The organism is Solibacillus sp. FSL W8-0372 (assembly GCF_037969735.1).
Classification (GTDB): domain Bacteria; phylum Bacillota; class Bacilli; order Bacillales_A; family Planococcaceae; genus Solibacillus; species Solibacillus faecavium.
On the sequence record NZ_CP150204.1, the window covers coordinates 2,719,967 to 2,742,429 of the forward strand.

At 37.2% G+C, this 22,463-nt stretch carries 21 protein-coding genes and 1 other annotated feature; of the genes, 6 read left to right on the top strand and 15 right to left on the bottom strand.

Annotated features, from left to right (window positions below; genetic code table 11):
- Positions 1-8: 8 nt before the first annotated feature.
- Positions 9-902: a LysR family transcriptional regulator gene (locus MKY13_RS13905; protein WP_191700516.1), complete on the bottom strand. Its 894-nt coding sequence runs from the start codon at positions 900-902 to the stop codon at positions 9-11.
- A 152-nt stretch (positions 903-1,054) separates the two neighbouring features.
- On the opposite strand from MKY13_RS13905, the gene MKY13_RS13910 reads away from it, so the two are divergent.
- Positions 1,055-2,245, top strand: coding sequence for a coenzyme F420-0:L-glutamate ligase (locus MKY13_RS13910; RefSeq protein WP_191700517.1), 1,191 nt, complete (start codon positions 1,055-1,057; stop codon positions 2,243-2,245).
- A gap of 49 nt (positions 2,246-2,294) precedes the next feature.
- On the opposite strand, the gene MKY13_RS13915 is transcribed toward MKY13_RS13910, so the two are convergent.
- The 4 genes from MKY13_RS13915 to MKY13_RS13930 form a co-directional block, all read right to left on the bottom strand.
- Positions 2,295-3,182: a glycine betaine ABC transporter substrate-binding protein gene (locus MKY13_RS13915; RefSeq protein ID WP_191700518.1), complete on the bottom strand. Its 888-nt coding sequence runs from the start codon at positions 3,180-3,182 to the stop codon at positions 2,295-2,297.
- Position 3,183: 1 nt separating this feature from the next.
- Positions 3,184-4,047 (bottom strand): proline/glycine betaine ABC transporter permease, encoded by an 864-nt coding sequence (locus tag MKY13_RS13920; RefSeq protein ID WP_191700519.1) that lies wholly within the window; start codon positions 4,045-4,047, stop codon positions 3,184-3,186.
- Entirely contained in the window at positions 4,040-5,239 is a 1,200-nt protein-coding gene (locus MKY13_RS13925) for a glycine betaine/L-proline ABC transporter ATP-binding protein (RefSeq protein WP_191700520.1), read from the bottom strand. The genes MKY13_RS13920 and MKY13_RS13925 overlap by 8 nt, the downstream gene beginning before the upstream one ends.
- Before the next feature lie 251 nt (positions 5,240-5,490).
- Positions 5,491-6,117, bottom strand: a complete 627-nt coding sequence (locus tag MKY13_RS13930; RefSeq protein WP_191700521.1) for a TrkA C-terminal domain-containing protein — start codon at positions 6,115-6,117, stop codon at positions 5,491-5,493.
- A 319-nt stretch (positions 6,118-6,436) separates the two neighbouring features.
- Between MKY13_RS13930 and MKY13_RS13935 the strand changes: the two genes are divergently transcribed.
- Together MKY13_RS13935 and MKY13_RS13940 are read left to right on the top strand one after the other, a co-directional pair.
- Positions 6,437-7,822, top strand: a complete 1,386-nt coding sequence (locus MKY13_RS13935; RefSeq protein ID WP_318245212.1) for an amino acid permease — start codon at positions 6,437-6,439, stop codon at positions 7,820-7,822.
- A gap of 153 nt (positions 7,823-7,975) precedes the next feature.
- Entirely contained in the window at positions 7,976-8,518 is a 543-nt protein-coding gene (locus MKY13_RS13940; protein WP_191700522.1) for an ECF transporter S component, read from the top strand.
- A 293-nt stretch (positions 8,519-8,811) separates the two neighbouring features.
- On the opposite strand, the gene MKY13_RS13945 is transcribed toward MKY13_RS13940, so the two are convergent.
- Positions 8,812-9,351 (bottom strand): hydrolase, encoded by a 540-nt coding sequence (locus tag MKY13_RS13945; RefSeq protein WP_191700523.1) that lies wholly within the window; start codon positions 9,349-9,351, stop codon positions 8,812-8,814.
- Between the two features lie 126 nt (positions 9,352-9,477).
- Between MKY13_RS13945 and MKY13_RS13950 the strand changes: the two genes are divergently transcribed.
- Positions 9,478-9,954, top strand: a complete 477-nt coding sequence (locus MKY13_RS13950) for a nucleoside-diphosphate sugar epimerase (RefSeq protein ID WP_191700524.1) — start codon at positions 9,478-9,480, stop codon at positions 9,952-9,954.
- A 55-nt stretch (positions 9,955-10,009) separates the two neighbouring features.
- Here MKY13_RS13950 and pheT read toward each other — a convergent pair whose 3' ends face one another.
- From pheT to MKY13_RS13985, 7 genes are all read right to left on the bottom strand, one after another.
- Entirely contained in the window at positions 10,010-12,415 is a 2,406-nt protein-coding gene (pheT, locus tag MKY13_RS13955; RefSeq protein WP_191700525.1) for a phenylalanine--tRNA ligase subunit beta, read from the bottom strand.
- Positions 12,416-12,432: 17 nt separating this feature from the next.
- Positions 12,433-13,470, bottom strand: a complete 1,038-nt coding sequence (gene pheS, locus MKY13_RS13960) for a phenylalanine--tRNA ligase subunit alpha (protein WP_191700526.1) — start codon at positions 13,468-13,470, stop codon at positions 12,433-12,435.
- A gap of 526 nt (positions 13,471-13,996) precedes the next feature.
- Positions 13,997-14,226, bottom strand: a binding site (T-box leader).
- 68 nt (positions 14,227-14,294) lie between these two features.
- A complete protein-coding gene (qoxD, locus tag MKY13_RS13965; protein WP_191700527.1) occupies positions 14,295-14,576 on the bottom strand; it encodes a cytochrome aa3 quinol oxidase subunit IV in 282 nt (93 codons plus the stop codon).
- Positions 14,577-14,579: 3 nt separating this feature from the next.
- On the bottom strand, positions 14,580-15,179 hold the full coding sequence (locus MKY13_RS13970) for a cytochrome (ubi)quinol oxidase subunit III (protein ID WP_191700528.1): 600 nt from the start codon (positions 15,177-15,179) through the stop codon (positions 14,580-14,582).
- A complete protein-coding gene (gene qoxB, locus MKY13_RS13975) occupies positions 15,179-17,143 on the bottom strand; it encodes a cytochrome aa3 quinol oxidase subunit I (protein WP_191700529.1) in 1,965 nt (654 codons plus the stop codon). The genes MKY13_RS13970 and qoxB overlap by 1 nt, the downstream gene beginning before the upstream one ends.
- Positions 17,144-17,179: 36 nt before the next feature.
- On the bottom strand, positions 17,180-18,070 hold the full coding sequence (gene qoxA / locus MKY13_RS13980) for a cytochrome aa3 quinol oxidase subunit II (protein WP_191700530.1): 891 nt from the start codon (positions 18,068-18,070) through the stop codon (positions 17,180-17,182).
- A gap of 609 nt (positions 18,071-18,679) precedes the next feature.
- On the bottom strand, positions 18,680-19,441 hold the full coding sequence (locus tag MKY13_RS13985; protein WP_191700531.1) for an RNA methyltransferase: 762 nt from the start codon (positions 19,439-19,441) through the stop codon (positions 18,680-18,682).
- Between the two features lie 128 nt (positions 19,442-19,569).
- Between MKY13_RS13985 and sspI the strand changes: the two genes are divergently transcribed.
- Positions 19,570-19,779, top strand: coding sequence for a small acid-soluble spore protein SspI (gene sspI / locus MKY13_RS13990; protein ID WP_191700532.1), 210 nt, complete (start codon positions 19,570-19,572; stop codon positions 19,777-19,779).
- A gap of 267 nt (positions 19,780-20,046) precedes the next feature.
- Here sspI and argF read toward each other — a convergent pair whose 3' ends face one another.
- Positions 20,047-21,012, bottom strand: coding sequence for an ornithine carbamoyltransferase (argF, locus tag MKY13_RS13995; RefSeq protein ID WP_191700533.1), 966 nt, complete (start codon positions 21,010-21,012; stop codon positions 20,047-20,049).
- 296 nt (positions 21,013-21,308) lie between these two features.
- Here argF and MKY13_RS14000 point away from each other — a divergent pair, with 296 nt between their 5' ends.
- The gene (locus tag MKY13_RS14000) at positions 21,309-21,761 is read left to right on the top strand and encodes an SRPBCC family protein (RefSeq protein ID WP_191700534.1); all 453 of its coding nucleotides are present in this window, start codon (positions 21,309-21,311) and stop codon (positions 21,759-21,761) included.
- Positions 21,762-21,837: 76 nt separating this feature from the next.
- On the opposite strand, the gene MKY13_RS14005 is transcribed toward MKY13_RS14000, so the two are convergent.
- Positions 21,838-22,362, bottom strand: coding sequence for a 4'-phosphopantetheinyl transferase superfamily protein (locus MKY13_RS14005; RefSeq protein WP_191700535.1), 525 nt, complete (start codon positions 22,360-22,362; stop codon positions 21,838-21,840).
- Positions 22,363-22,463 lie beyond the last annotated feature (101 nt).

Below are 22,463 nucleotides of genomic sequence, written 5' to 3' on the forward strand. Positions count from 1 at the left end.
TTCTTCTATTAATGAATGATTCCCGGATCAACAATAGCGATAAATTTTCTCGTTGCTTTTGAAAGTGAAACATTTTTTAAATGGACAACCCCTAAACTGCGCTTAGGAATTGGCTGTTGGAGCTCAATTTCATATAAAAGCCCTTTTTTTAAGTAGTCGGTTGCAAACTCTTTTGTTACGCTCGCGACGCCTAAATTGATTTTAGCAAATTCCAATACTAAATCATGAGAGCCCAATTCGAATTCAGGTGAAATTGTATAGCCTTGTTCTTTTAGATAGTTTTCCACATAATTACGGGAATTCGCCTTTTTTTCAAGAAAAATCAATGGCAGCTTCATAAGCATATCGAACCGAATCGGTTTTTTCGTTAAGTTTTTATATTTTTGTCCGCACACTAATATATCATGAATCTCCTTACAAGGGATAACTTGAAGCTGAGGATCTTGTATTGGCAGATTACAAATGCCTAAATCCGCTTCCCCAGACTTAATAAAAGCTAATATTTCATTTGTTGTACCGTTTAGAACCTTTAACTTAATGCCAGGATATTTAATATGGAATGCCTCTAAATAAGGCAGTAAAAAGTACCTTGAAATTGTATCCCCGACACCAATACGTAAAACGCCTGTACGCAAGTTTTTAAATTCGGCAATTTTTTCTTCCCCAGCGTCTAAAATACCAAGAGCGGAATTAACATATTCATGTAACAGCTCGCCTTCTTCTGTTAATGTTACCCCTTTTGGAGTTCTATTAAATAAAATGATATCAAGTTCTTTTTCAAGTTTTGAAATGGACTGACTAACTGCTGGCTGTGTCATGTATAACGCTGCCGCTGCCTTTGAAAAACTTTTATTTCGACTCACTTCATTGAAGATACGATAAGCTTCCAACTTTATAATCATATAACCCTCACTTATATCTGATATTAGAATTATTAATTTTACTTATATCACATGAACGGGTTATAGTAAATATTGTGAGATTTCTTAAGTTTTGTTTTATCGAAAGCAAAACCATTAAAATATAACTTACAGCTATTGAAGGAGAGATTATTTTGGAACGTGTAGTAGGAACGGTTGTACGAGGTCTTCGTGGCCCAATTATTAATGAAGGGGACGATATTGTTCAAATCGTTGTTGATACAGCGTTAAATGCAGCAAAGACAGAAGGCTATGCTATTGAAGATCGTGATATTGTTACTGTAACAGAGTCTGTTGTAGCACGTGCACAAGGGAACTACGCAAAAATATCAGATATCGCATCAGATGTACAAGCCAAATTTGGAGATGATACAGTAGGTGTTATTTTCCCAATTCTTTCGCGTAATCGCTTCTCAAACATTTTAAAAGGAATTGCAGGAGGTACAAAGAAAATCGTCCTTATGCTAAGCTACCCTTCTGATGAAGTAGGTAACCACTTAGTTACTTTGGATGAGCTTGATGAAAAAGGAATTAATCCTTGGACAGATGTGCTAACTGAATCTGAATTCCGTGGCCATTTCGGTTACAACAAACATACATTTACAGGTGTGGACTACATCGAATATTATAAAGAATTAATCATTGAACAAGGCGCTGAAGTTGAAGTAATTTTCTCAAACAACGCAAAAACGATTTTAGATTATACGAAAAATATTTTAACATGTGATATTCACTCTCGTTTCCGTACAAAACGTATTTTAAAAGCTGCCGGTGCAGAAAAAATCTACGGTCTAGATAATATTTTAGCGGAATCTGTGAACGGATCTGGTTTTAACTCTAACTACGGCTTACTTGGCTCGAACAAATCGACAGAAGATAGCGTAAAATTATTCCCGGATAACTGTCAACCAATCGTTGATGACATCCAAGCAAAAATTTTAGCTGCTACTGGTAAACTTGTAGAAGTAATGATTTACGGCGATGGAGCATTTAAAGATCCTGTAGGTCAAATTTGGGAGCTTGCAGACCCTGTTGTATCTCCTGCCTATACGCCAGGCCTTGACGGTACTCCGAACGAGATCAAGTTGAAGTATTTAGCTGATAATGATTTTGCAAATCTACACGGTGAAGCATTAAAAGAAGCAATTAAAGATTATATTAATAACAAAGAAGAAGATTTAACTGGTAATATGGCTGCTCAAGGTACTACACCTCGTAAGCTGACTGACCTTATCGGCTCATTGTCTGACTTAACTTCAGGATCAGGCGATAAAGGAACACCAATGATTTATATTCAAGGCTACTTCGATAACTACACAAAATAAAAAGAAAGCAGAATGGTCGCTATATCAGCTTCCATTCTGCTATTTTTTATTATTTTTCAATACCTTCTGTCCATTTATTCACACGGTCTTCATTGTTTTCAATCCATTTTTGGGCCGCTTCTTTAGGTTTAGTCCCTGAATAAATATCCAGCATTACTTCTTCTATATCTTCTGTAGTCCATTCAAAGGCATCTAAAATTTTAAATGCATCTGGTGCTTCTTGTTCTAGGTTTTGACGAACAAAAGTGTGAATACTTTCTTCCCCACCGAATACACGTTCAGGATCTTCCAAATATTTTAAATCGTAATTGGCAAATTTCCAGTGTGGGCTCCAGCCTGTTACAACGATTTCTTCTTCATTTTTAATCGCTTGCTCTAAAGCAACCGTCATCGCACCTGAAGAAGATGGTTGTAATGACCAAGATTCTAGGTTTGGATAAGTTTCTAACGCTCTTTCCGCAGCCGCAACTACTCCAGCACCTGCTTCAATACCCGTAATTGTTGATGCTGCTTCTGTCGACAGATCCGCAATCGATGCAACTTCCATATAGCTCGGTACAACTAAACCAATTTTTGCACCTTCTAAATTTGGCCCTAAATCCTCAATATCTGCACCATATTTTTCATATTGTGAAGCATGTGTTGCAGGTAGCCAGCCAGATACCATGGCATCTGACTCACCTTTTGAGACAGCCTCCCACATAATAGCATTATCTAAAGGTGTAATATCGACATTATAGCCAACACTTTCTAATACTTCTGCAACTACATACGTAGAAGCAACTTCTGAATCCCACTCAACATAGGCTAACTTAATTGAATCTAAATCTTTTGAAGCTGAAGTATCTTTTGTATCCGTTGTTTCATCTCCACATGCACCTAATAAAAGTGCTGCGCTCAGTGCAGTAGCTGCCGACATCCATTTGAATTTTTTCATTTTATTTTCCCCCATTTGATTTATCTTTATTTAAACTTTGTGTTAATCGGTCTACGATAATCGCAAAGATAACTAAACTAATACCCGCGACAAATCCGTTACCAATTTGTGCGCGTTGCAATGCTGATAATACTTCCCGACCTAATCCCGGTGCACCAATCATTGATGCAATAACAACCATCGATAAAGATAATAGTACTGTTTGGTTAATACCGGCCATTATAGTAGCTTTGGAAAGAGGTAGTTCAACTTTTAATAACTTTTGTGCAAACGTACTACCATAAGAGTCCGCTGCCTCGATTAAGTGCTTTGGAACTTGGCGAATACCTAAATTCGTGAAGCGTACAGTTGGTGGTAATGCGAAGATTACTGAGGCAAATACACCTGGTACGACACCAATTCCGAAAAATGCAACCGCTGGAATTAAATAAACAAATCCTGGCATTGTTTGCATGAAGTCTAAAATTGGTTTTAATATTTGTTCAACAATTTTTGATTTAGACATTAGTATTCCAAGTGGTATACCGATTACAATTGCAAGTAAACTTGAGAACAGTACAAGCGTAAATGTGTTCATAAGTTGATTCCATAGCCCTTGGTTTAAAATGAATAATAAACCTAGTATTGAGAAAATCGCTAAACCAAATCTTTTACCTGTTGCAAAAAATGCTAAAATAGCTACGATAATAATAAATACGTATGGTGGTATAGACGTCAATCCTGATGTGACGAGATCCATTAAGTCCGCACCATTATTTTGTATAAAACGGAATTGAGCTGAAAGTGTATCCGTAACTATGTCCATTAAGTCTTCTACTCTATCTGCTACTGGTATTGGAGTTCCAAAATTTAATAGTTTACTCATGATCTACACCTCCGTTTTTTTCAGAGGCTAATGACTCTAGTACTACACCGCGGATAAGTACACCGCGCAGTTTCCCCTCTTCGACTACAGCAACAGGTGTCGGAGAATCGGAAATAACCGATAAAATATCCTGTATGACTGTAGATGGTTCAACAATTGGCATATCATTGCGTAGAATCGATTGCAATGATTTTTCACCGGATTGCGCAAGCTCAAGTGCATCATTTGCAGTAATATAGCCTAAATACTTTCGGGCTTTATCTACTGCTAGCAGGACACTTACTTTATCTTCTCTCATACGCTGCAACGCAACTTTTGGCCCTTCATGATCAATTTGAATTGTCATTGGACGAATCATCGCATTTTCCGCCGTCAATACTTTCGAACGATCTACATCTTCCAGGAATGATCGGACATATTCATTTGCAGGGTTAGTCAAAATTTCTTCCCCTGTTCCTACTTGAATGATCTTACCATCCTTCATAATGGCAATACGATCGCCAATACGAAGTGCTTCATTCAGATCATGTGTAATAAAGACAATCGTTTTTTGTAAATTAGCTTGTAATTCCAATAGCTCATCTTGCATTTCTTTTCGAATGAGCGGATCAAGAGCAGAAAAAGCTTCATCCATTAAAATAATTTCTGTATCATTTGCTAACGCACGTGCAAGTCCTACACGTTGTTGCATACCACCTGATAATTGATCTGGATATTGATCTTTATAGGAGAGCAATCCTGCATTTTGTAAAGCCTTTTCTGCTTTTAATCGTCTTTCCTCTTTTGGAATGCCTCGGATTTCCAGGCCATACTCTGCGTTTTGCAAAATTGTACGTTGTGGGAATAATGCGAAGTTTTGAAACACCATGCTCATTTTTTCTCTTCGAACAATTTGTAAGCTCTTTTTATTCAAGTTTGTAATGTTCTGGTTATCTATATATATATCACCGCTTGTTGGTTGAATTAATCGATTTAACAGTCGTATTAATGTTGACTTCCCACTTCCTGAAAGCCCCATAATTACGAAAATCTCACCTTCTTCAATCGTTAAACTAGCTTCATATACACCTACAGTGGCATTTGTTTCTTTTAAAATCTGTTCTTTAGATTTTTCCTGCTTAACTAACTTCAATGCTTGTGATGTATTTTTCCCAAATACTTTCGTGACTCGTTCAATATTAATTTTCCCCATAATCCACTTCCTATAATTATAAATTTCTCACAAGTAACAACTCTTTTATTCTATCAGGTTGTTACAAGCAACAACTCCAATACTAATGAACGTTGTTACTTTTGTCAAATAAGAAGTATCCATTCGAAAATTTTCAGAAAGAAATAGTTTACATTAAACAGAAAAAACTACTACCGAACAAGTTTTCGGTAGTAGTTTGTTTTTATTACAAATATGACAAGCTTCACTAAAGCTAAATGAAAATGGTTACTTTATAGTTGTAAAAAGTGTTTCACATTTGAGTAGCATTCATCTTTACCAATAAAAAATAAAGTGTCTCCAGAAGAAATTGTAGCGTACGGACCAGGAGAAACAATTAGTTCATGATCCTTTTTAATGCCTATAATTGTTGCTCCAGTTTGTTGCCAAAAGTTAATTTCCCCAATATTTTTTGATAAATAAGGACATTGCTCTGTAATATCAATTTGAAAAGGAACAAAAGGATTAATGGATTGATATCTGCTTGTCCGATTAACCATCTCCTCTAGCGTATCCTGGAAGTTATTTAATTCATCAATTTGTTTGCCAATACTATCTGTTAATTGCTTTTGTAAATCCCGTATTGATTTTACTCCCTGCAATCGCTGAACGTAATTGGCGGCATTTTCGTACGAAACGATTACAACACCGCTTCCTTTTGTTGCTTCGACGATATTTAAATCTTGTAAAACGGCAATCGCTCTTCTCGCTGTTTCCGAAGATACATTGTATTGAGATGCTAATGATGAACGTGCATAAATTTTTTCTCCGACAATATATTTTTTTTCAACAATTTTTGCTGCTATATCCTCTGCAATCACTTGATACTTCGGCTGTTTAATTTGGATTTTTTTCTCCATTATTTGCACTCCTTTGTGCTAGGTTCAAAAGATGAGTAAATTTCAATATCTTCACTCTATCGAAATTATATCTGTTTTTTTCATAACCGCAAATTTACTTTTTAATATTCTTTATTTAAATAGTATTTATTTTACATAAAACTTTAAATATAAACAAATAATACTTTTATCTCTGTCATTTCATTCTCTCTTTAACACCATATTTTTCTGCTTTTAGAAAGGAAATCTCACTTTAACGCTTCAACTTGATAAACTTCTTTATTATTCCGATTAATGATGATAAAATTTTGATATTGTTAAATTAGAAATAGGTGAAATAGTGAAAAAATTATTTAGAAAAAAACCCATTGAGGACCTTTTGCATAAAAGCAATAATTTGCAACTCCCAAAAACATTAGGCGCATTTGACTTAATTTTACTCGGGGTGGGTGCAATTGTTGGAACAGGTATATTTATCTTGCCTGGAACAGTTTCAGCTCTACATGCAGGACCCGGGATTATATTTTCCTTTGTCATTGCAGCTATAGTGTGCGCATTAGCCGCGCTCTGTTATTCAGAATTTTCTTCAACTGTCCCCGTGACAGGAAGTGCTTATTCTTATAGTTATATCGTTTTCGGTGAAATCATCGCCTGGCTCGTTGGGTGGTCGTTGCTACTGGAATATGGACTCGCTACAGCGGCTGTAGCGACTGGATGGTCAGGTTACTTTATTTCCTTATTAGAAGGGTTAAATATTCACATTCCGTTAGCTTTAACCGGACCATTCAACCTGGAAGATGGCACTTATATTAACTTACCAGCAATTTTTATTATTTTTGTAATCGGAATTTTACTGACATTAGGTATGAAAGAGTCCGCAAGATTTAATGCATTATTAGTTGCGATAAAAGTAGGGGTTATTTTATTATTTATTGCTGTCGGGGTATTTTATGTAAAGCCAGAAAACTGGACACCTTTTTTACCATTCGGTATGAGCGGTGTATTTACTGGTGCAGCGCTCGTGTTTTTCGCTTACTTAGGATTTGACGCAGTGTCATCTGCAGCTGAAGAGGTTAAAAATCCACAGCGAAGTATGCCTATTGGTATTATCGGCTCCTTATTTATTTGTACATTGCTTTATGTCGTGGTTTCTTTAGTATTAACTGGTATTGTCCCTTACACAAATTTAAATGTGACAGATCCCGTTTCCTTTGCCATGCAAGTAATCAATCAGGAATGGGCAGCTGGCATTATCTCATTAGGTGCAGTGATTGGGATGATGACCGTTATTTTAGTAATGATGTATGGAGGCACTCGTCTATTAATGGCATTTGCCCGGGACGGTTTAATGCCTAAAATATTTTCACAGTTAAGTCCAAAGCGTAAAACCCCTGTGAAAAACACATGGTTTTTTACAATTGTCATTTCTTTCTTTGCTGGATTTGTTCCATTGGAAACATTAGCAGAATTAGTAAATATGGGAACATTAGTTGCCTTTATATTCGTTTCAGCTGGAATTTTGAATTTAAGAAAAAACAAAAACTTGCCGCCTAATGGATTTAAAGTACCGTTTTATCCTGTGTTGCCAATCGTATCGCTAGTTCTATGTATATTCCTCATTACACAGCTGTCAATGCAAACTTGGGCTGCTTGTGGTATCTGGTTCATAATAGGACTCATTATTTATTTCCTTTATGGAAAAAGAAAATCAACTTTAAATTCATAAAATGACCTAAGCCTTATGTTAAATGATCATTCATTTGACATAAGGCTTTTTTAGTGCAATCTGACCTTATTAAATTGTTTAATTTTGAACCTTTTAGAGATGTCAATATGTTGCTAAGATGATAGATAATTTCAAATAGAAGGAGAATTATCTATGCAAACAACAACAAGGTCTGTTTCTACCTCGTCAGACAAAACAAAAGATTTAATTATTACTAGCTTACTTATTTCTCTAGTCTTTATTGCTACATTCTTCATTAATATTCGATTGCCTATTGCAGCAAACGGCGGCCTCGTCCATTTAGGATCGGCAATGCTGTTTATAGTAGCGATAATATTTGGTCCGAAAAAAGGGGCAATTGCAGGAGCTTTTGGAATGGCATTGTTTGATATTCTATCTGGCTGGACATTGTGGGCACCCTTCACTTTTATTACACGTGGTATTCAAGGCTATATCGTAGGTAAAATTGCTACATCTAAGGGCAAAAATGGTGAGAGTTCGATTTATAATATCATTGCGATTTTTGTTTCGATTCCCTTTATGTTGGGCGGTTATTATATTTGTGAACGTGTGTTGTATGGAAATTGGATTATTCCGTTAGCTTCTATTCCCGGCAACCTTGTTCAAAATACAGTCGGACTTATTATTGCTATACCTGTTTGCATTGCATTGAAGAAGCTGTCGATTTTTAAATAATGAAAAAGAGCCTTGGACAAAACAAAAAATATCCATTTCCCCAAAGAAAAAATGGATATTTTTCTGCTTCTATCAAAATTGATTTCCGTTCCGGGGACGCTTTCCGGGGGCACGGCCTGAGCCTGTAGTCTCAGGCGTCGGTGCTCCTGCGGTTACTCGTCGCAAAATAAATTTGCTGTTCCCCCAGGAGTCGCCCCTTCACTCCAATCAATTCATATAGTATCAGTTTCTTAATAAGAATATTCCCTTATCCAAACAAATTTCTACTTATGTCCCAGGCTCCCTTCTCTCTATTATTTTACTAATTTACTGATTGCTTTAAAAACGTCGCCTTTTGCCACTTGCTGCATTTCAAATAAGGCCATTTCTACGCTTGTAACGGTAGCCCCAAGTTGTACCATTTTCTGAAGACCTATATTACTGTTAGCTGCAGTACGTGAAGACACACAATCCGCCAACACTTCCACCTCATAGCCATTAGCAAGTAAATGCGCAGCAGTTTGATAAACACAAATATGTGTTTCGATTCCCGCTAGTAGAATTTTTTTACGCCCTGTCTGCTCTAAAGCTCGTACAAATTCCTCTGTATCATAGGCACTAAATGTAATTTTTTCGATTGGTTTTTCATCAGTTAAATGCTCTGCAATACGTTCATCGGTTGGTCCGAGCCCCTTAGGGTATTGCTCAAGCCATAAAATCGGTAACTCGAGTAGTTTTGCTCCTTGTATCACATTGGCAATATTTTTTATGATAAATTCACTTTCATCAACAATTTGCGCCAATTTCCCCTGGATATCAATAAGTACTAGTACCGCTTCTTCTTTTTTAAGCATAAAAATTCCTCCCCTTTACATCATTCTACTATATTATACTGAATTTAATGGATAAAAGAATCCTATATGCTTCATTGAAACGAAATGGAGTACCATGTATAGTGAATATAGAAATGGAGGATTTACATGCTACGTCTTAGTTGGCTCATAAGTTTGGGCATTAGTTTATTTGGTGTAATGATTATTCAGCACTTTTTTACGGTTAAGCCAGATGATGTTGCCGATGGCGGTAATCTTGGTGCACTTGGTTTAGCACTTGTCGCACCATTTATATTATTAAGTTTATTTATTACATATCGTTTTTTTGTTGTAAGTTCACGCAATGCGAAAGATCATATAATACGCATGATTTACTTTATATTTGGCGTTGCACTGCTCGTCGTTTTAATTTTCTATGCAATTGATTTTAAAGATAGTGTGTATGCTTCCCTTGGAGGCGACACGACTACACCCGGCTCTACCATTTTTGGTTTTCCCATTTTAAATGAATATACAAACCATGTTTTTTTAAACTTTTACACATTTGGCATCATACATACAATTAGTGGTCTAATCGGCACAATTGTAGGAATGGTGAAACCAGATAAACAAATTCAACCATAAATAAAACCCGAATGCCTAAAATTGCTGCATTCGGGTTTTAAAATATTTTATGATATTATCGTACTTCCGCGCCAGCTTGTGCTAATGCTTTTAATACTTTATTATGTGCTGCGACTACTTCTTCGTCTGTTAATGTGCGCTCTGGGTCATAGTATGTTAATGAGAATGCTACTGATTTTTTACCAGCCGTCATTTTTTCCCCTGCATATACATCGAATACTTTTACATCTTTTAATAATGAAGTGCCTGCACCTTTAATAATGCTGACGATTTCACCTGCTGGAGTTGCTATATCCAGTTCTAATGCGATATCACGGCTCATTGCCGGGAAGCGCGGAATCATTGAATAAACAAGCTCTTCTTGCGTCGCACTTAAAATGGCATTCAAGTTTAATTCAGCCACATAAGTTTCTTTTACATCAAATGCTTTTTGTTCTTGCGGATGAAGCTGGGCAATGACACCCACTTTTTCGCCATCTAATAAAACATCAGCTGTACGACCAGGATGTAAGCCGTCTACTTGCGCTTTTGCATAGCCTACACGAGATGTTAAGCCTAATTTTGCAAATACCGCTTCTACAATACCTTTTGCAACGAAGAAATCAACGTTTTTCTTCTCGCCTTGCCATGTATTATCAATCCATTTACCTGTTAATACAAGTGCCAAGTGCTCTTCTTCAAATGGAAGTTCTTCCGCAGTTTGACCAAGGAATACAGAACCAATTTCATATAATGCCACTGTTTCTGCTTGGCGGGCTACGTTATAGCTTGCCGCCTCTACTAAGTGAGGAATTAAACTTTGGCGTAGTGTAGAGCGCTCTTCAGACATAGGCATTAATAACTTTGTCGTCTCTTCAGCTTTTAAAGCAAACTTTTGAGCATGCGCTGCTGAAGTTAAAGAATAAGTTACTGCTTGATAAAGACCGGCACCTTCCATAACGTTGCGTACAATACGGCGTCCTGCTTGATATGGCGTTAAGCGGCCAACTTGATCACTCGCCGGTAAGCTTACAGGAATCTCATCGTAGCCATACATACGTGCTATTTCTTCCACGATATCTTCCGGAATTTTAATATCCTGACGTCGTGTCGGAGCATCAATGATTAATAACCCATTAACTGCTTCCACATCAAATTTTAAGCGCTCTAAAATAGACAGCATATCCTCTAAAGATATCTTCATACCTAAGCGGCCATTAATGAAGTCAGGTGATACAACTACACGGGCTGGTGTCTTATCCAACTCATCAACTAGCACTGTACCTTCTAGTACTTCTCCTCCTGCTAATTCAGCAAGTAACTGTGCTGCACGTTCAGCAGCAGGAAGGACACGGTTTGGATCTACACCTTTTTCAAAACGTGCAGAAGAATCCGAACGTAAGCCGATTTCTTTTGAAGTACGACGGACAGATGCCGGGTTGAAGTATGCAGATTCGATTACTACTGTCGTTGTAGTATTTGATACTTCTGATTTAGCACCGCCCATAACACCTGCTACTGCTTCAGCTTCTTGACCATTTGTAATAACAAGGTTATGTGGTTGTAATTTACGTTCCTGATCATCAAGAGTCGTCATCACTTCGCCATCACGAGCCATACGTGTAACGATTTCACCAGTTGCTAACTTGTCATAGTCGAACGCATGTAATGGTTGACCGTACTCCATTAACACATAGTTTGTAATATCGACTACGTTATTATGTGGACGTACTCCCGCAGACATAAGCGCATGTTGCAGCCATAATGGAGATTCTTTTACTTCAATATTTTTCACAACTTTCGCTGCGTACATTGGGTTTGCTTCTTTATCTTCTACTGTTAATTTTAATACATCTGCCGCTTTTTCAGCTGAAGCTGTATAATTAATTTCCGGTAATTTTACATCTTGAGATAAAATTGCTGCTACTTCATAAGCAACACCAAGCATACTTAATGCATCCGAACGATTAGGTGTTAAACCAAGCTCAAGTACTGTATCACATAAGCCTAAAACTTCTAATGCATCCGCACCTGGCGTTGAATCTGAAGGTAAAACATAAATCCCTTCAGCATAAGCTTTTGGTACAAGGCGACCTTCAATGCCTAACTCTTGAAGTGAACAAATCATACCGTTTGATTCTTGACCACGTAATTTCGCCTTTTTTATCTTAATGCCTCCAGGTAATTTCGCACCTGGACGCGCTACGATTACTTTTTGACCTGCATCTACATTTGGAGCACCACAAACGATTTGTTGAAGTTCTTCTTCGCCAACGTCTACTTGGCACACATTTAATTTATCTGCTTCCGGGTGCTTTTCTTTTGATACAACATGACCCACTACAACATTTGACATGCCTAGTGAACGATCGATTACTGCATCTACTTCAATCCCCGCACGCGTAATTTTTTCTGCTAATTCATTTGCTTCTAAAGAAGAAATATCTACATATTGACTTAACCATTTTAACGAAACTAACATTTATATTGTCCTCCTTCTTACACTTCTGCCTGGTGGAATTGTGATAAGAAGCGCGTGTCATTTGTATAGAAATGACGAATATCATCCACACCGTATTTTAACATTGCGATACGCTCGGCACCGATTCCGAATGCGAAACCTGAAACTACCGTTGAATCATATCCAGCCATTTCAAGTACGTTCGGATGTACCATACCAGCACCTAAAATTTCGATCCAACCAGTTTGCTTACATACGTTACAGCCTTTACCTGAGCATTTATGACAAGATACGTCCACTTCTACAGAAGGCTCTGTGAATGGGAAGAATGATGGACGTAAACGAATTTCACGCTCTGCACCGAACATTCTTTTCGCAAGGGCATCCAAAGTACCTTTAAGATCGGACATGCGAATATTTTCACCAATTACAAGACCTTCAATTTGCATGAATTGGTGAGAATGCGTCGCATCGTCTGTATCACGACGGAATACTTTACCTGGACAAATTACACGAATCGGCTCGCCTTTTTTGGCTTCCATTGTACGTGCCTGTACAGGTGAAGTGTGTGTACGTAATAATGTTTCTTCTGAAATGTAAAATGAATCCTGCATATCACGTGCTGGATGGCCTTTTGGTAAGTTCATCGCTTCAAAATTATAGTAGTCTTTTTCTACTTCCGGACCTTCTACAATTTCGTATCCCATTCCTAGGAATAAATCTTCAATTTCTTCAATAACACGTGTTAAAAGATGGCGGTTTCCTGCACGTACTTTTGCACCTGGTAATGTTACATCGATCGATTCGTTTTCAAGCTGTGCTAAAATTGCAGCTTCTTCTAATACAGCTACCTTTTTCTCAAGCTCAGCTGTTACATTTTCACGTACTGTGTTTACAAGGGCACCCATTTTTGGGCGTTCTTCTGCAGAAAGTTTCCCCATTCCTTTTAAAAGATCCGTGATTGGTCCTTTTTTACCTAAGTACGCAACACGAACGTCGTTTAATGCTTTTAAATCGGCAGCGTCAGCAATTTTTGCTAATGCTTCTTGTTCTAATTGCTTTAATTGTTGTTCCATTTTACAAAGTCCTCCTTATTTAGTTAGAGAATAAAGTTAGCTTCTTCAATACGTTGATTTCCATTTCGGCGGACGCTTTCCACGGGCACGGCTCCAGCCTTCTCCCTCGCTTCGCTCAGTCCGGGTGCTTCCGCTCGTGCTGTTCCCGTAGGAGTCGCCGCCTACATTCCAATCAACTAAGTATCTCCAAAAACCACAAAATTCCTACTCATTAGAAATAGCGACATAGTGCCTGTTCTGAACCCGTTGCTTTCCGTTCCGGGCGAATGCTTTCCGCGGGCAAGAATTAGAGTCAAACTTGTTTGTCTCTAATTCTTTGCGCCGAGGATGGCGGTTATTTATTGCGGCCACCGCAGAAGCACCGTCACGCTTTTCCCACAGGATGCTCTGCATGTAGCGAAAGGCTTTAGCCGTCAGCTACACTCATCGCCCTCCACTTCAAGCAACTAGTGTTGGCTTTAATAAATTTACATATATGCACTATAATAATCACTATTTTTGAAAATAAAAAAACCTCGTCCCCTAAGAAAGGGACGAGGACGAGTTTCGCGGTACCACCCTAGTTATTGCTTTAAAGCAATCACTTCATTGGAGCTAACGACTATGTCTAGCCGGCAATCCTTTCACCACAAGTGGCTCCCGGATGCTGCTCGCGGGGTGAACTTCGCTATACAATTTGTTAGCAAGCTTTCAGTCATGGCTTGCATTCCCTAAAACAAATGTTGTATACCTACTCTTCCCGGTCAAAGCATTTCGTAATATATTCTCCAACTAGTTTAATGTATAACTGAATACTTTTCAACTAGCTGGAGAAATTTTAACGATTACATATCCCAGATTAGAATTAATAATGTACCTAAAATAGTAAGTACGATTAAACCAATACCGTAAATGATGTTTGAGTAGATAGCCCATTTGTCTTCTGTTTCACCAGCATGCATGAATACCATGAACTGTAAACCTGCTTGAATGAATGCTGTTACTAGCAGGATGATCATTCCAGTTGTGAATGACATATCTGTGAAGTAAACAAGCATTGCAATCACTGTTAAAATCAGTGAAAATACGAAGCCCATAATTTGGCCTATTGGAAAGAACTTTGCCATAGATTACATCATTCCTTTCAAGTAAATGAAACTGAAGATGAAGATCCAAACTACATCTAGGAAGTGCCAGTAAAGTGAGAATACGAATGCTTTACCCGCTGTTACTGAAGTCAGACCACGTTTAGCGATTTGAATCATAAGGAAGATACCCCAGAATAAACCGAATGTTACGTGAAGACCATGTGTTCCTAAAGTTGTCAATAAAATAGAAGTGAAGGCACTTACAGTAATACCTGCACCTACATGTGCATAGTGTACAAATTCATAAATTTCGACAGATAAGAATGCCGCACCAAGTAGTAATGTAATACCCATAAATGTCAACGTCGCTTTTTTACTACCAAGACGCATCGCATGAATGGCTAGACCAATTGTAAAACTTGATGTTAACAGGATGAATGTCTCTGCTAATACTGGAGTAATTTCGAAAATTTCCGCACCAGTTGGACCGTTACCTGTACGATCCACTAGTGTGAAGTATGATGCGAATAATGTACCGAATAACATAATCTCCGCACCTAGGAAAGTCCAAAAACCAAAGATTTTTAAGCTATTTTCTTCAGTAGAATACTCTAAAGGAACATTGTTATTTACTTTACCCATTATTTCGCACCTCCTTTTTTGTCATAGCTTTTTTCTGTTTCTTCTACTTCATGTTTGTGGATATGATAGCCATGGTCGTCCTCCATAGAACGGTAACCCATACAAGCTAAAATTCCGATTAAGCCGAAGATTGCCAAGTACCACATACTGAATACTAGAGCGAAACCAGCGATGAAGAAGAATACTGATAAAATAAATGTTTGACCTGAGTTATTTGGCATGTGAATATCTTTAATTTCACCTTTGAATAACTTCGTGCCGTTTTTCTTAGAATCCCAGAATGCTTCTGAAGTTGAATCAGTTACGTCTGGAGTAATTGCAAAGTTGTAGTGCGGAATTGGTGTATGTGTCGCCCACTCTAGACCACGTGCATCCCATGGATCTGATCCAATGTCGCGTGGAGAGTTTTTGAAACTGTACCAAATGTTCCATACAAGCATTAAGAATGAAACAGACATAATACCAGCACCAACGAATGATACCATGTTTAACATGCTGAATCCTGTTGATTCTGAATATGTGTACATACGACGAGCTTGTCCGTCTAAACCAGTAATATACATTGGAATGAATGCAAGTACGAAACCTGTAGACATTACCCAAACAGTAGCTTTACCGATACGTTCATTTAACATGAAACCAAACATTTTCGGCCAGTAGAACGTTAAACCAGCTAACATCGCATAAACAACACCAGGAATGATTACGTTATGGAAGTGAGCTACTAAGAACATAGTATTGTGGTATTGGTAGTCAGCTGCTGACATCGCAAGCATAACACCTGTTACCCCACCTAGTGTGAATAAAGGAATGAAGTGCATCGCATATAACATCGGCGTTGTCATTTCAATTTTCCCTTTATACATTGTGAATAACCAGTTGAAAATCTTAACCCCTGTTGGGATGGCAATAGCCATTGTTGTAATTGAGAAAATCGAGTTCGTGAATGCACCTTGCCCCATCGTAAAGAAGTGGTGAGTCCATACAGCGAACGAGAATACTGAAATTACGATCATAGACCATACCATTGAGTTATAGCCATATAAGTTACGACGTGAGAATGTCGAAATAACTTCAGAGAAAATACCGAATGCCGGTAAAATTAAGATATATACTTCAGGGTGACCCCAAACCCAGAATAGGTTGGCCCAAAGCATGTCCATACCACCGTCGCCGATAGTAAAGAACTTAGTATCAAATAGACGATCCATCGTACCCATAGCTAAAGCTACTGTTAATACTGGGAACGCAAATACGATAATTAAGTTTGAGATAAGCGCTGACCAAGTGAACATTGGCATTTTGAATAATGTCATACCAGGCGCACGCATTTTAAAGATTGTCGTTATGAAGTTAATACCTGTCAATAACGTACCAAGACCCGCGATTTGCAGCGAGAGCATGTAGTAGTTTGTACCAACGGATGTACTGAACTCATTACCCGCTAATGGGAAATAAGAAGTCCATCCTGAATCAGGTGATCCACCGATAATGAATGAGATATTGAATAATCCCATACCCATGAAGAATAACCAGAATGCTAAGTTGTTTAAACGTGGGAACGCAACGTCACGTGCCCCGATTTGTAATGGTACTAAATAGTTAAAGAAGAAAGTAATGAATGGCATTGCCATGAATAAAATCATTACTACCCCGTGAGTTGTAAATACTTCGTTATAGTGTTGAGCATCTAAGAAGCTGTTTTCTGGAACAGCTAACTGTAAACGCATCATTACGGCATCGACACCGCCGCGGAATAGCATTACTAAAGCGACGATTAAATACATGATACCGATTTTTTTATGGTCAACAGTTGTAATCCATTCACGCCATAAGTAGCCCCATAATTTAAAGTAAGTAACAACAGCTACTAACGCGATACTTCCTAAAACTATTGAAGCCATTGCGATATAAATCAAGGTACTTGGGTGTGGAACTGCAAACTGTGCAAAAAATTCCGACATAGTAGTTACTCCTTTCAAAAGTGCTTACTTTCAAAATTAATGTGAAGAGTGATCCTCTTCTTCTTTTTCATCATCTTCATCAGAAGAATCGTGGTTGTGTTCAGGAGCTGGTGAGAACTCTAAATGAGTACCTGTATAAGTTGACTTACCAAGATGACCTGGCTCCAATAATTCTTCAAACTTCTCTTCTGTTAGAGGTGCAGCCGTTTCATGAACTTCTGTTACCCACTCGTCAAATTCTGCTTGCGTTAAGGCTGTTACATCAAATATATTTTCTGCTGTACCACGACCTGAGAAGTTCGCGTTACGTCCCCAGAATTCGCCTGGATTATCAGCAGCTAAATGTAAAGTTGTTACCATGTCTGCCATCGCGTATTTCTGACCACCAAGTTGTGGAATCCAGAAACTTGTAATTGGACCGTAAGAATATAGTTTAAATTCAATTGCTCGTCCAGCAGGAATGTATAAGTAGTTTACTGTTTCAATCCCTTGCTCTGGATAGCTGAAATGCCATTTCCAGTTAGATGATGAAGCGTAAATTACTAATGGCTCCTGATCTTCGTATGCTTGAGGAACATTTTCTACAATATAGTTACTCTTTACAGATACGAACGATAAGAAAATAACGATAATTACAGGAATACCAATCATAATTGACTCTACAAGCCAGTGACCGTGAATGTGCGGTGGCTCATAATCTGGACTTTGTTTTGAAGCGCGGTATTTAACTAACATAAATACCATAATTGCTAATACTGCTAGAACAATCCCTGACATTAGATAAATTAATAACATTGTGTCGTCGGCTTGTCTTTGAGCTTGAGGACCTTTAGGATCAAGTACTGCTAACTTGTCGTTACAGCCTGCTAAAAGAATAGCTCCTAATCCCATGAAAGAGAGTAATGTTCCCTTCATATTTACTTTCATAGTTGGACTCCTTTCCAATTAAATAAAGCTTGTTAGATCTTGCTTAAGCGCTTTCATCTGAGAGCGAAAATAAAATAGTGAAAATAGTGCAATTCAATTGAATAAATTCACTTACAACTTTTAACACTATGCATATAGTGTTAAATATAATGGATAATCCCTCAATCCATCATTACCACGTTGGAATTTTAGATTGAAGTCCATAATTAACAGTTTGCACAATTTTTTCGAAAGCATTATTTTATTTTTTCGTGCGGAAACTTCAAGCGCTTGTCTAACCTACTTAGATTTTAGTTAAACAACAAATAAGTGTCAAAACATCAAATTGGAAAAAACCCTTATTTCTTACTATTTTCGAGCTTTTTTTAATTGGTATTTTAAAATAATAATGAAAAATACAGTAAAACTGCGCAATTGCGAGCGAATAAACAGCTCGATTTCAAAAATGACATTTCTATGAACATAATGAAGTAATTCTTTTGGGACTAATCAGAAAAATCCCTTTGCCCTATTTCACTGGATTTATTTACATAAAAATGCCTGTAAATACCAAAAATACAGGGGTTTCATAGCTGAAGATACTATGAAATCCCTGTATTTTTTGTTGTATTATTTAACAAATGCGTATAATAAAATTCCAGTAGCTACTGCTACGTTCAATGATTCTGCACCACCTAAAATTGGAATAATAACATTTTGGTCTGTTTTTGCCAAAATTTGCGGATTTATACCGCTGCCTTCATTTCCTACTATTAGTGCAAATGCATCGCTTTTTTCAATATCTCTGTAGGATATTGATTCTTCCAATGAAGTACCGTATACACGAACTCCATCTGCTTGTAAATTTTCAATCCACTCCATTAAATCTCCTCGGATAACAGGAATATGAAAATGTGAGCCCTGTGCAGAACGCAATGATTTCGGATTAAATGGATCAACACATCCTTTTCCTAAAATGACGGCATCTATTCCGGCTGCATCAGCAGTACGGATCATTGTACCGATATTGCCTGGATCTTGCACGGCATCGACTAAGAGAACTTTACGCCATTCATATTGTTCATCCTCTGAAATGGGGCGTTGTTTACAATGCGCAAATACACCTTGTGATTTTTCTGTTTCTGCAATTTCCTTTGCAACTGCATCGTTAACGTATACTATTGTTACTTCATCAATCGCCCATAATAAAGGCAAATCAACGCCTTCTCGAACAATAATTTGAACAATTTGCTCTTTGTGTTTTAATGCTTCCTCTACTAAATGGAAGCCTTCTACTATATATTCTTCAGTTTTCTCCCGCTCTTTACGCTGAGTAACGAGCTTCTTCCAATGCTTCACTAGACTGTTTTGTGTAGATTCGATTCTTTTCATAATTTCCCGTCCTTTTTCAGTACTCGAATTTACATTCTATCATAAATTTTTCGTAATCTATACCGCCATGCAATGTATAAAGTTGATAAATTGGTACAAAGTATGGGAAAAGGAGGTTTCATATTTATATGGATTTTCAAATTCGGCAAGCTATTACTGCAAACGTAATGGGTTCAGATGCAGCAGAATTTCAGGATATTGTTAATGATGCAATTGCACGAGGTGAGGAACATTTGTTACCTGGACTCGGTGTATTTTTAGAAACATGGTGGAAGAGCGCAAATGAAAATGAGCGCAATGAATTCACTAAAAAATTGGCCCAACAATTTGTTAATTAAAATTAGTATGTCCTATTATTAGTATATAAAGCGATTTTTAAATAAAAAACAAAAAGCAATCTGGCGTCTCCCAGATTGCTTTTACTATGTAGCGATGAAGCATTCCATCTTGAATACAAACATCACTTGTAGTCTTTTATAAATCGTCACAGCGTCTCCCGTTGTTATTCATATTGGACTACTACATAATTTGCTCGCCCTACCTGCTTGCAAATCTGTACGAAAGCAGATGTGCCTGCAACCCGCAGGACACCATCTCCTAGATCTTTATGCTAATAAAGATACTAAAACTGCTTTTTGAGCATGCAAACGATTTTCCGCTTGCTCAAATATATAGGAATTTGGTCCATCAATAACTGATGTCGCAACTTCTTCCTCACGGTGTGCCGGTAAACAATGCAAGAACATATAATCTGGCTTAGCATGCGCAACGAGTGCATCATTTATTTGATAACCAGCAAAGTCTTTTAATCGTTTTTCCGTTTCTTCTTCTTGCCCCATCGATGTCCATACATCAGTGTATATGGCATCAGCATTAGTTACAGCTTCTACTGGGTCATGCGTTACAAATATTGTCCCACCATTTTGGGAAGCAATGTATTGTGCTTTTTCAATAATGCTGTCGTTACATTCATATCCTACAGGAGTAGCAACGGATACATGCATTCCTACATGTGCAGCGGCAACAATAAGTGCATGTGCCACGTTATTGCCATCTCCAATGTATGCGATTTTCAATCCTTTTAGTTCACCTTTATTTTCGGCAATTGTTTCAAGGTCAGCCAATGCCTGGCAAGGATGATCGATATCTGTTAACCCGTTAATAACCGGCACAGTAGCATACTCGGCTAACTCTTCAACCATTGCATGGGAATTAGCGCGAATCATAATACCATCCAAATAACCGGATAATACTTTCCCAGTATCGGATATTGGCTCTCCGCGTCCAATTTGCATATCACGGGCATTCATATACATACCATAGCCACCTAATTGTTGCATGCCAACTTCGAAGGATACACGAGTACGAGTTGAGCTTTTTTCAAAAATCATACCGAGCGTCTTACCTGCCAGTAGACGTGGACATTTTCCCGCTTTAGTAATTAATTTTAGTTGTGTAGCGAGTTGAAGCAATTGCTTTACTTCCTCACTTGTATAGTCAAGTAGCGTTAATAAGTCTTTTCCCTTCAGACTTTCAACAGGCTTTAATTGAACCTCTTCCAATAATTTCATATAACACACCTCTGTAAGCTTTATATTGATTTTTATTATACATATGCATAATTATAAAATCAAGCGAATTAATATAAATTTTTATAATTAATTAAATTATTTAATAATTATATATATTCACTAATTAGACAGTTATAATGAAAAAATTACTCAAACGACAATTACATGCTTTACAGGTAGAAATTTATTAATTTACCATTGAATTTCCATTCACTTTTAAGCATAATATTTTAAAGGATTGTTTTTTGTGAAAATTCACTTAAAGCAAAAGTAAAGTATTATAAGGAGGAATCATTATGCCAAATGCTACACATACAGTTGATTTACCATTATCTAATCAAGTTACATGGGACTTTTTAAAGGATTATAATAATTGGGCACCATTAATGCCTGGTTATATAGCACACGAAGTACAAAATGAGTCTCAATTTACGTGGATTTATTTAGCGGATTTAGGCTTTACGAAAAAGACAATTAAGCTTCAGGTTGATATGAATGAATTTACCGAGCCATCGGATATAAAATTCGGCTTAAAGGGGCTATCCGATAACTTTGAAGGCAGTGGTTACTTTAAAATTCAAGAAAACAGTAGCGATAGTGTGCAGGTAACGGGAAGTTTGGATCTATCTGCAGGTGGATTTATGGGCATAATGATTAATTCTGTTTTAGAAACCTTCGTACCTCAAGCAACAAAAGATTTAATCAATTCCATTGAAGCAAAGCTCACTGAGTTACATAGTGTAAAGTGACTATAGTGTGAGGATAAAATAAAAAACATTAATTTTTTCCTTCCGAGAAAATTAATGTTTTTTACGTTAACTTCAATTACTCTATGTTATAGGATGTTGTATAATCCATTAAAATTTCAATTTCCTCATCAAATTCACTGCATATACTAATACATAGATTATTCATAAAAACTGTCTTTACAGTGAATTTCATCTTTTGGTAACTACTGAAATCACCCATGTTTTCATTAATCCCTTCCCCCGTACATTTTAAAATGGCTTCTTTCCTCGTCCAAATCTCAGAAAATGTCGTTCCTTCTTTTAATTTTTGTATTTCATCTTTATGCAAAATCCAGCCGTACAAATGCTCATTATAGATCAAATCATCTTTTTCTATATCGATGCCTACTTTACCTTTCTCACTTAATACATAGATTAACGTATCATCATTATGTGACCAATTTATAAAAGAAGAAGAATTTAAAATAAAAGGCTTCCCATTTGAATCTTTTTGAATAGCAACATTACCTAACCGTTCTTTTATTAATTCGGTCGCCCAAATTTCTTTTGGCTTGTTTTGATTTACTTTTGCTGCCCAATTACTTACTAAATATACTTTCACAATATGATATCTCCTAAAAAGGATGAGACTGGGACATAACCCCAAAATGCCATTTTTCTCTATGAGAAAAATGGCATTTTTTTGCTGGCGTAAAAATTGAT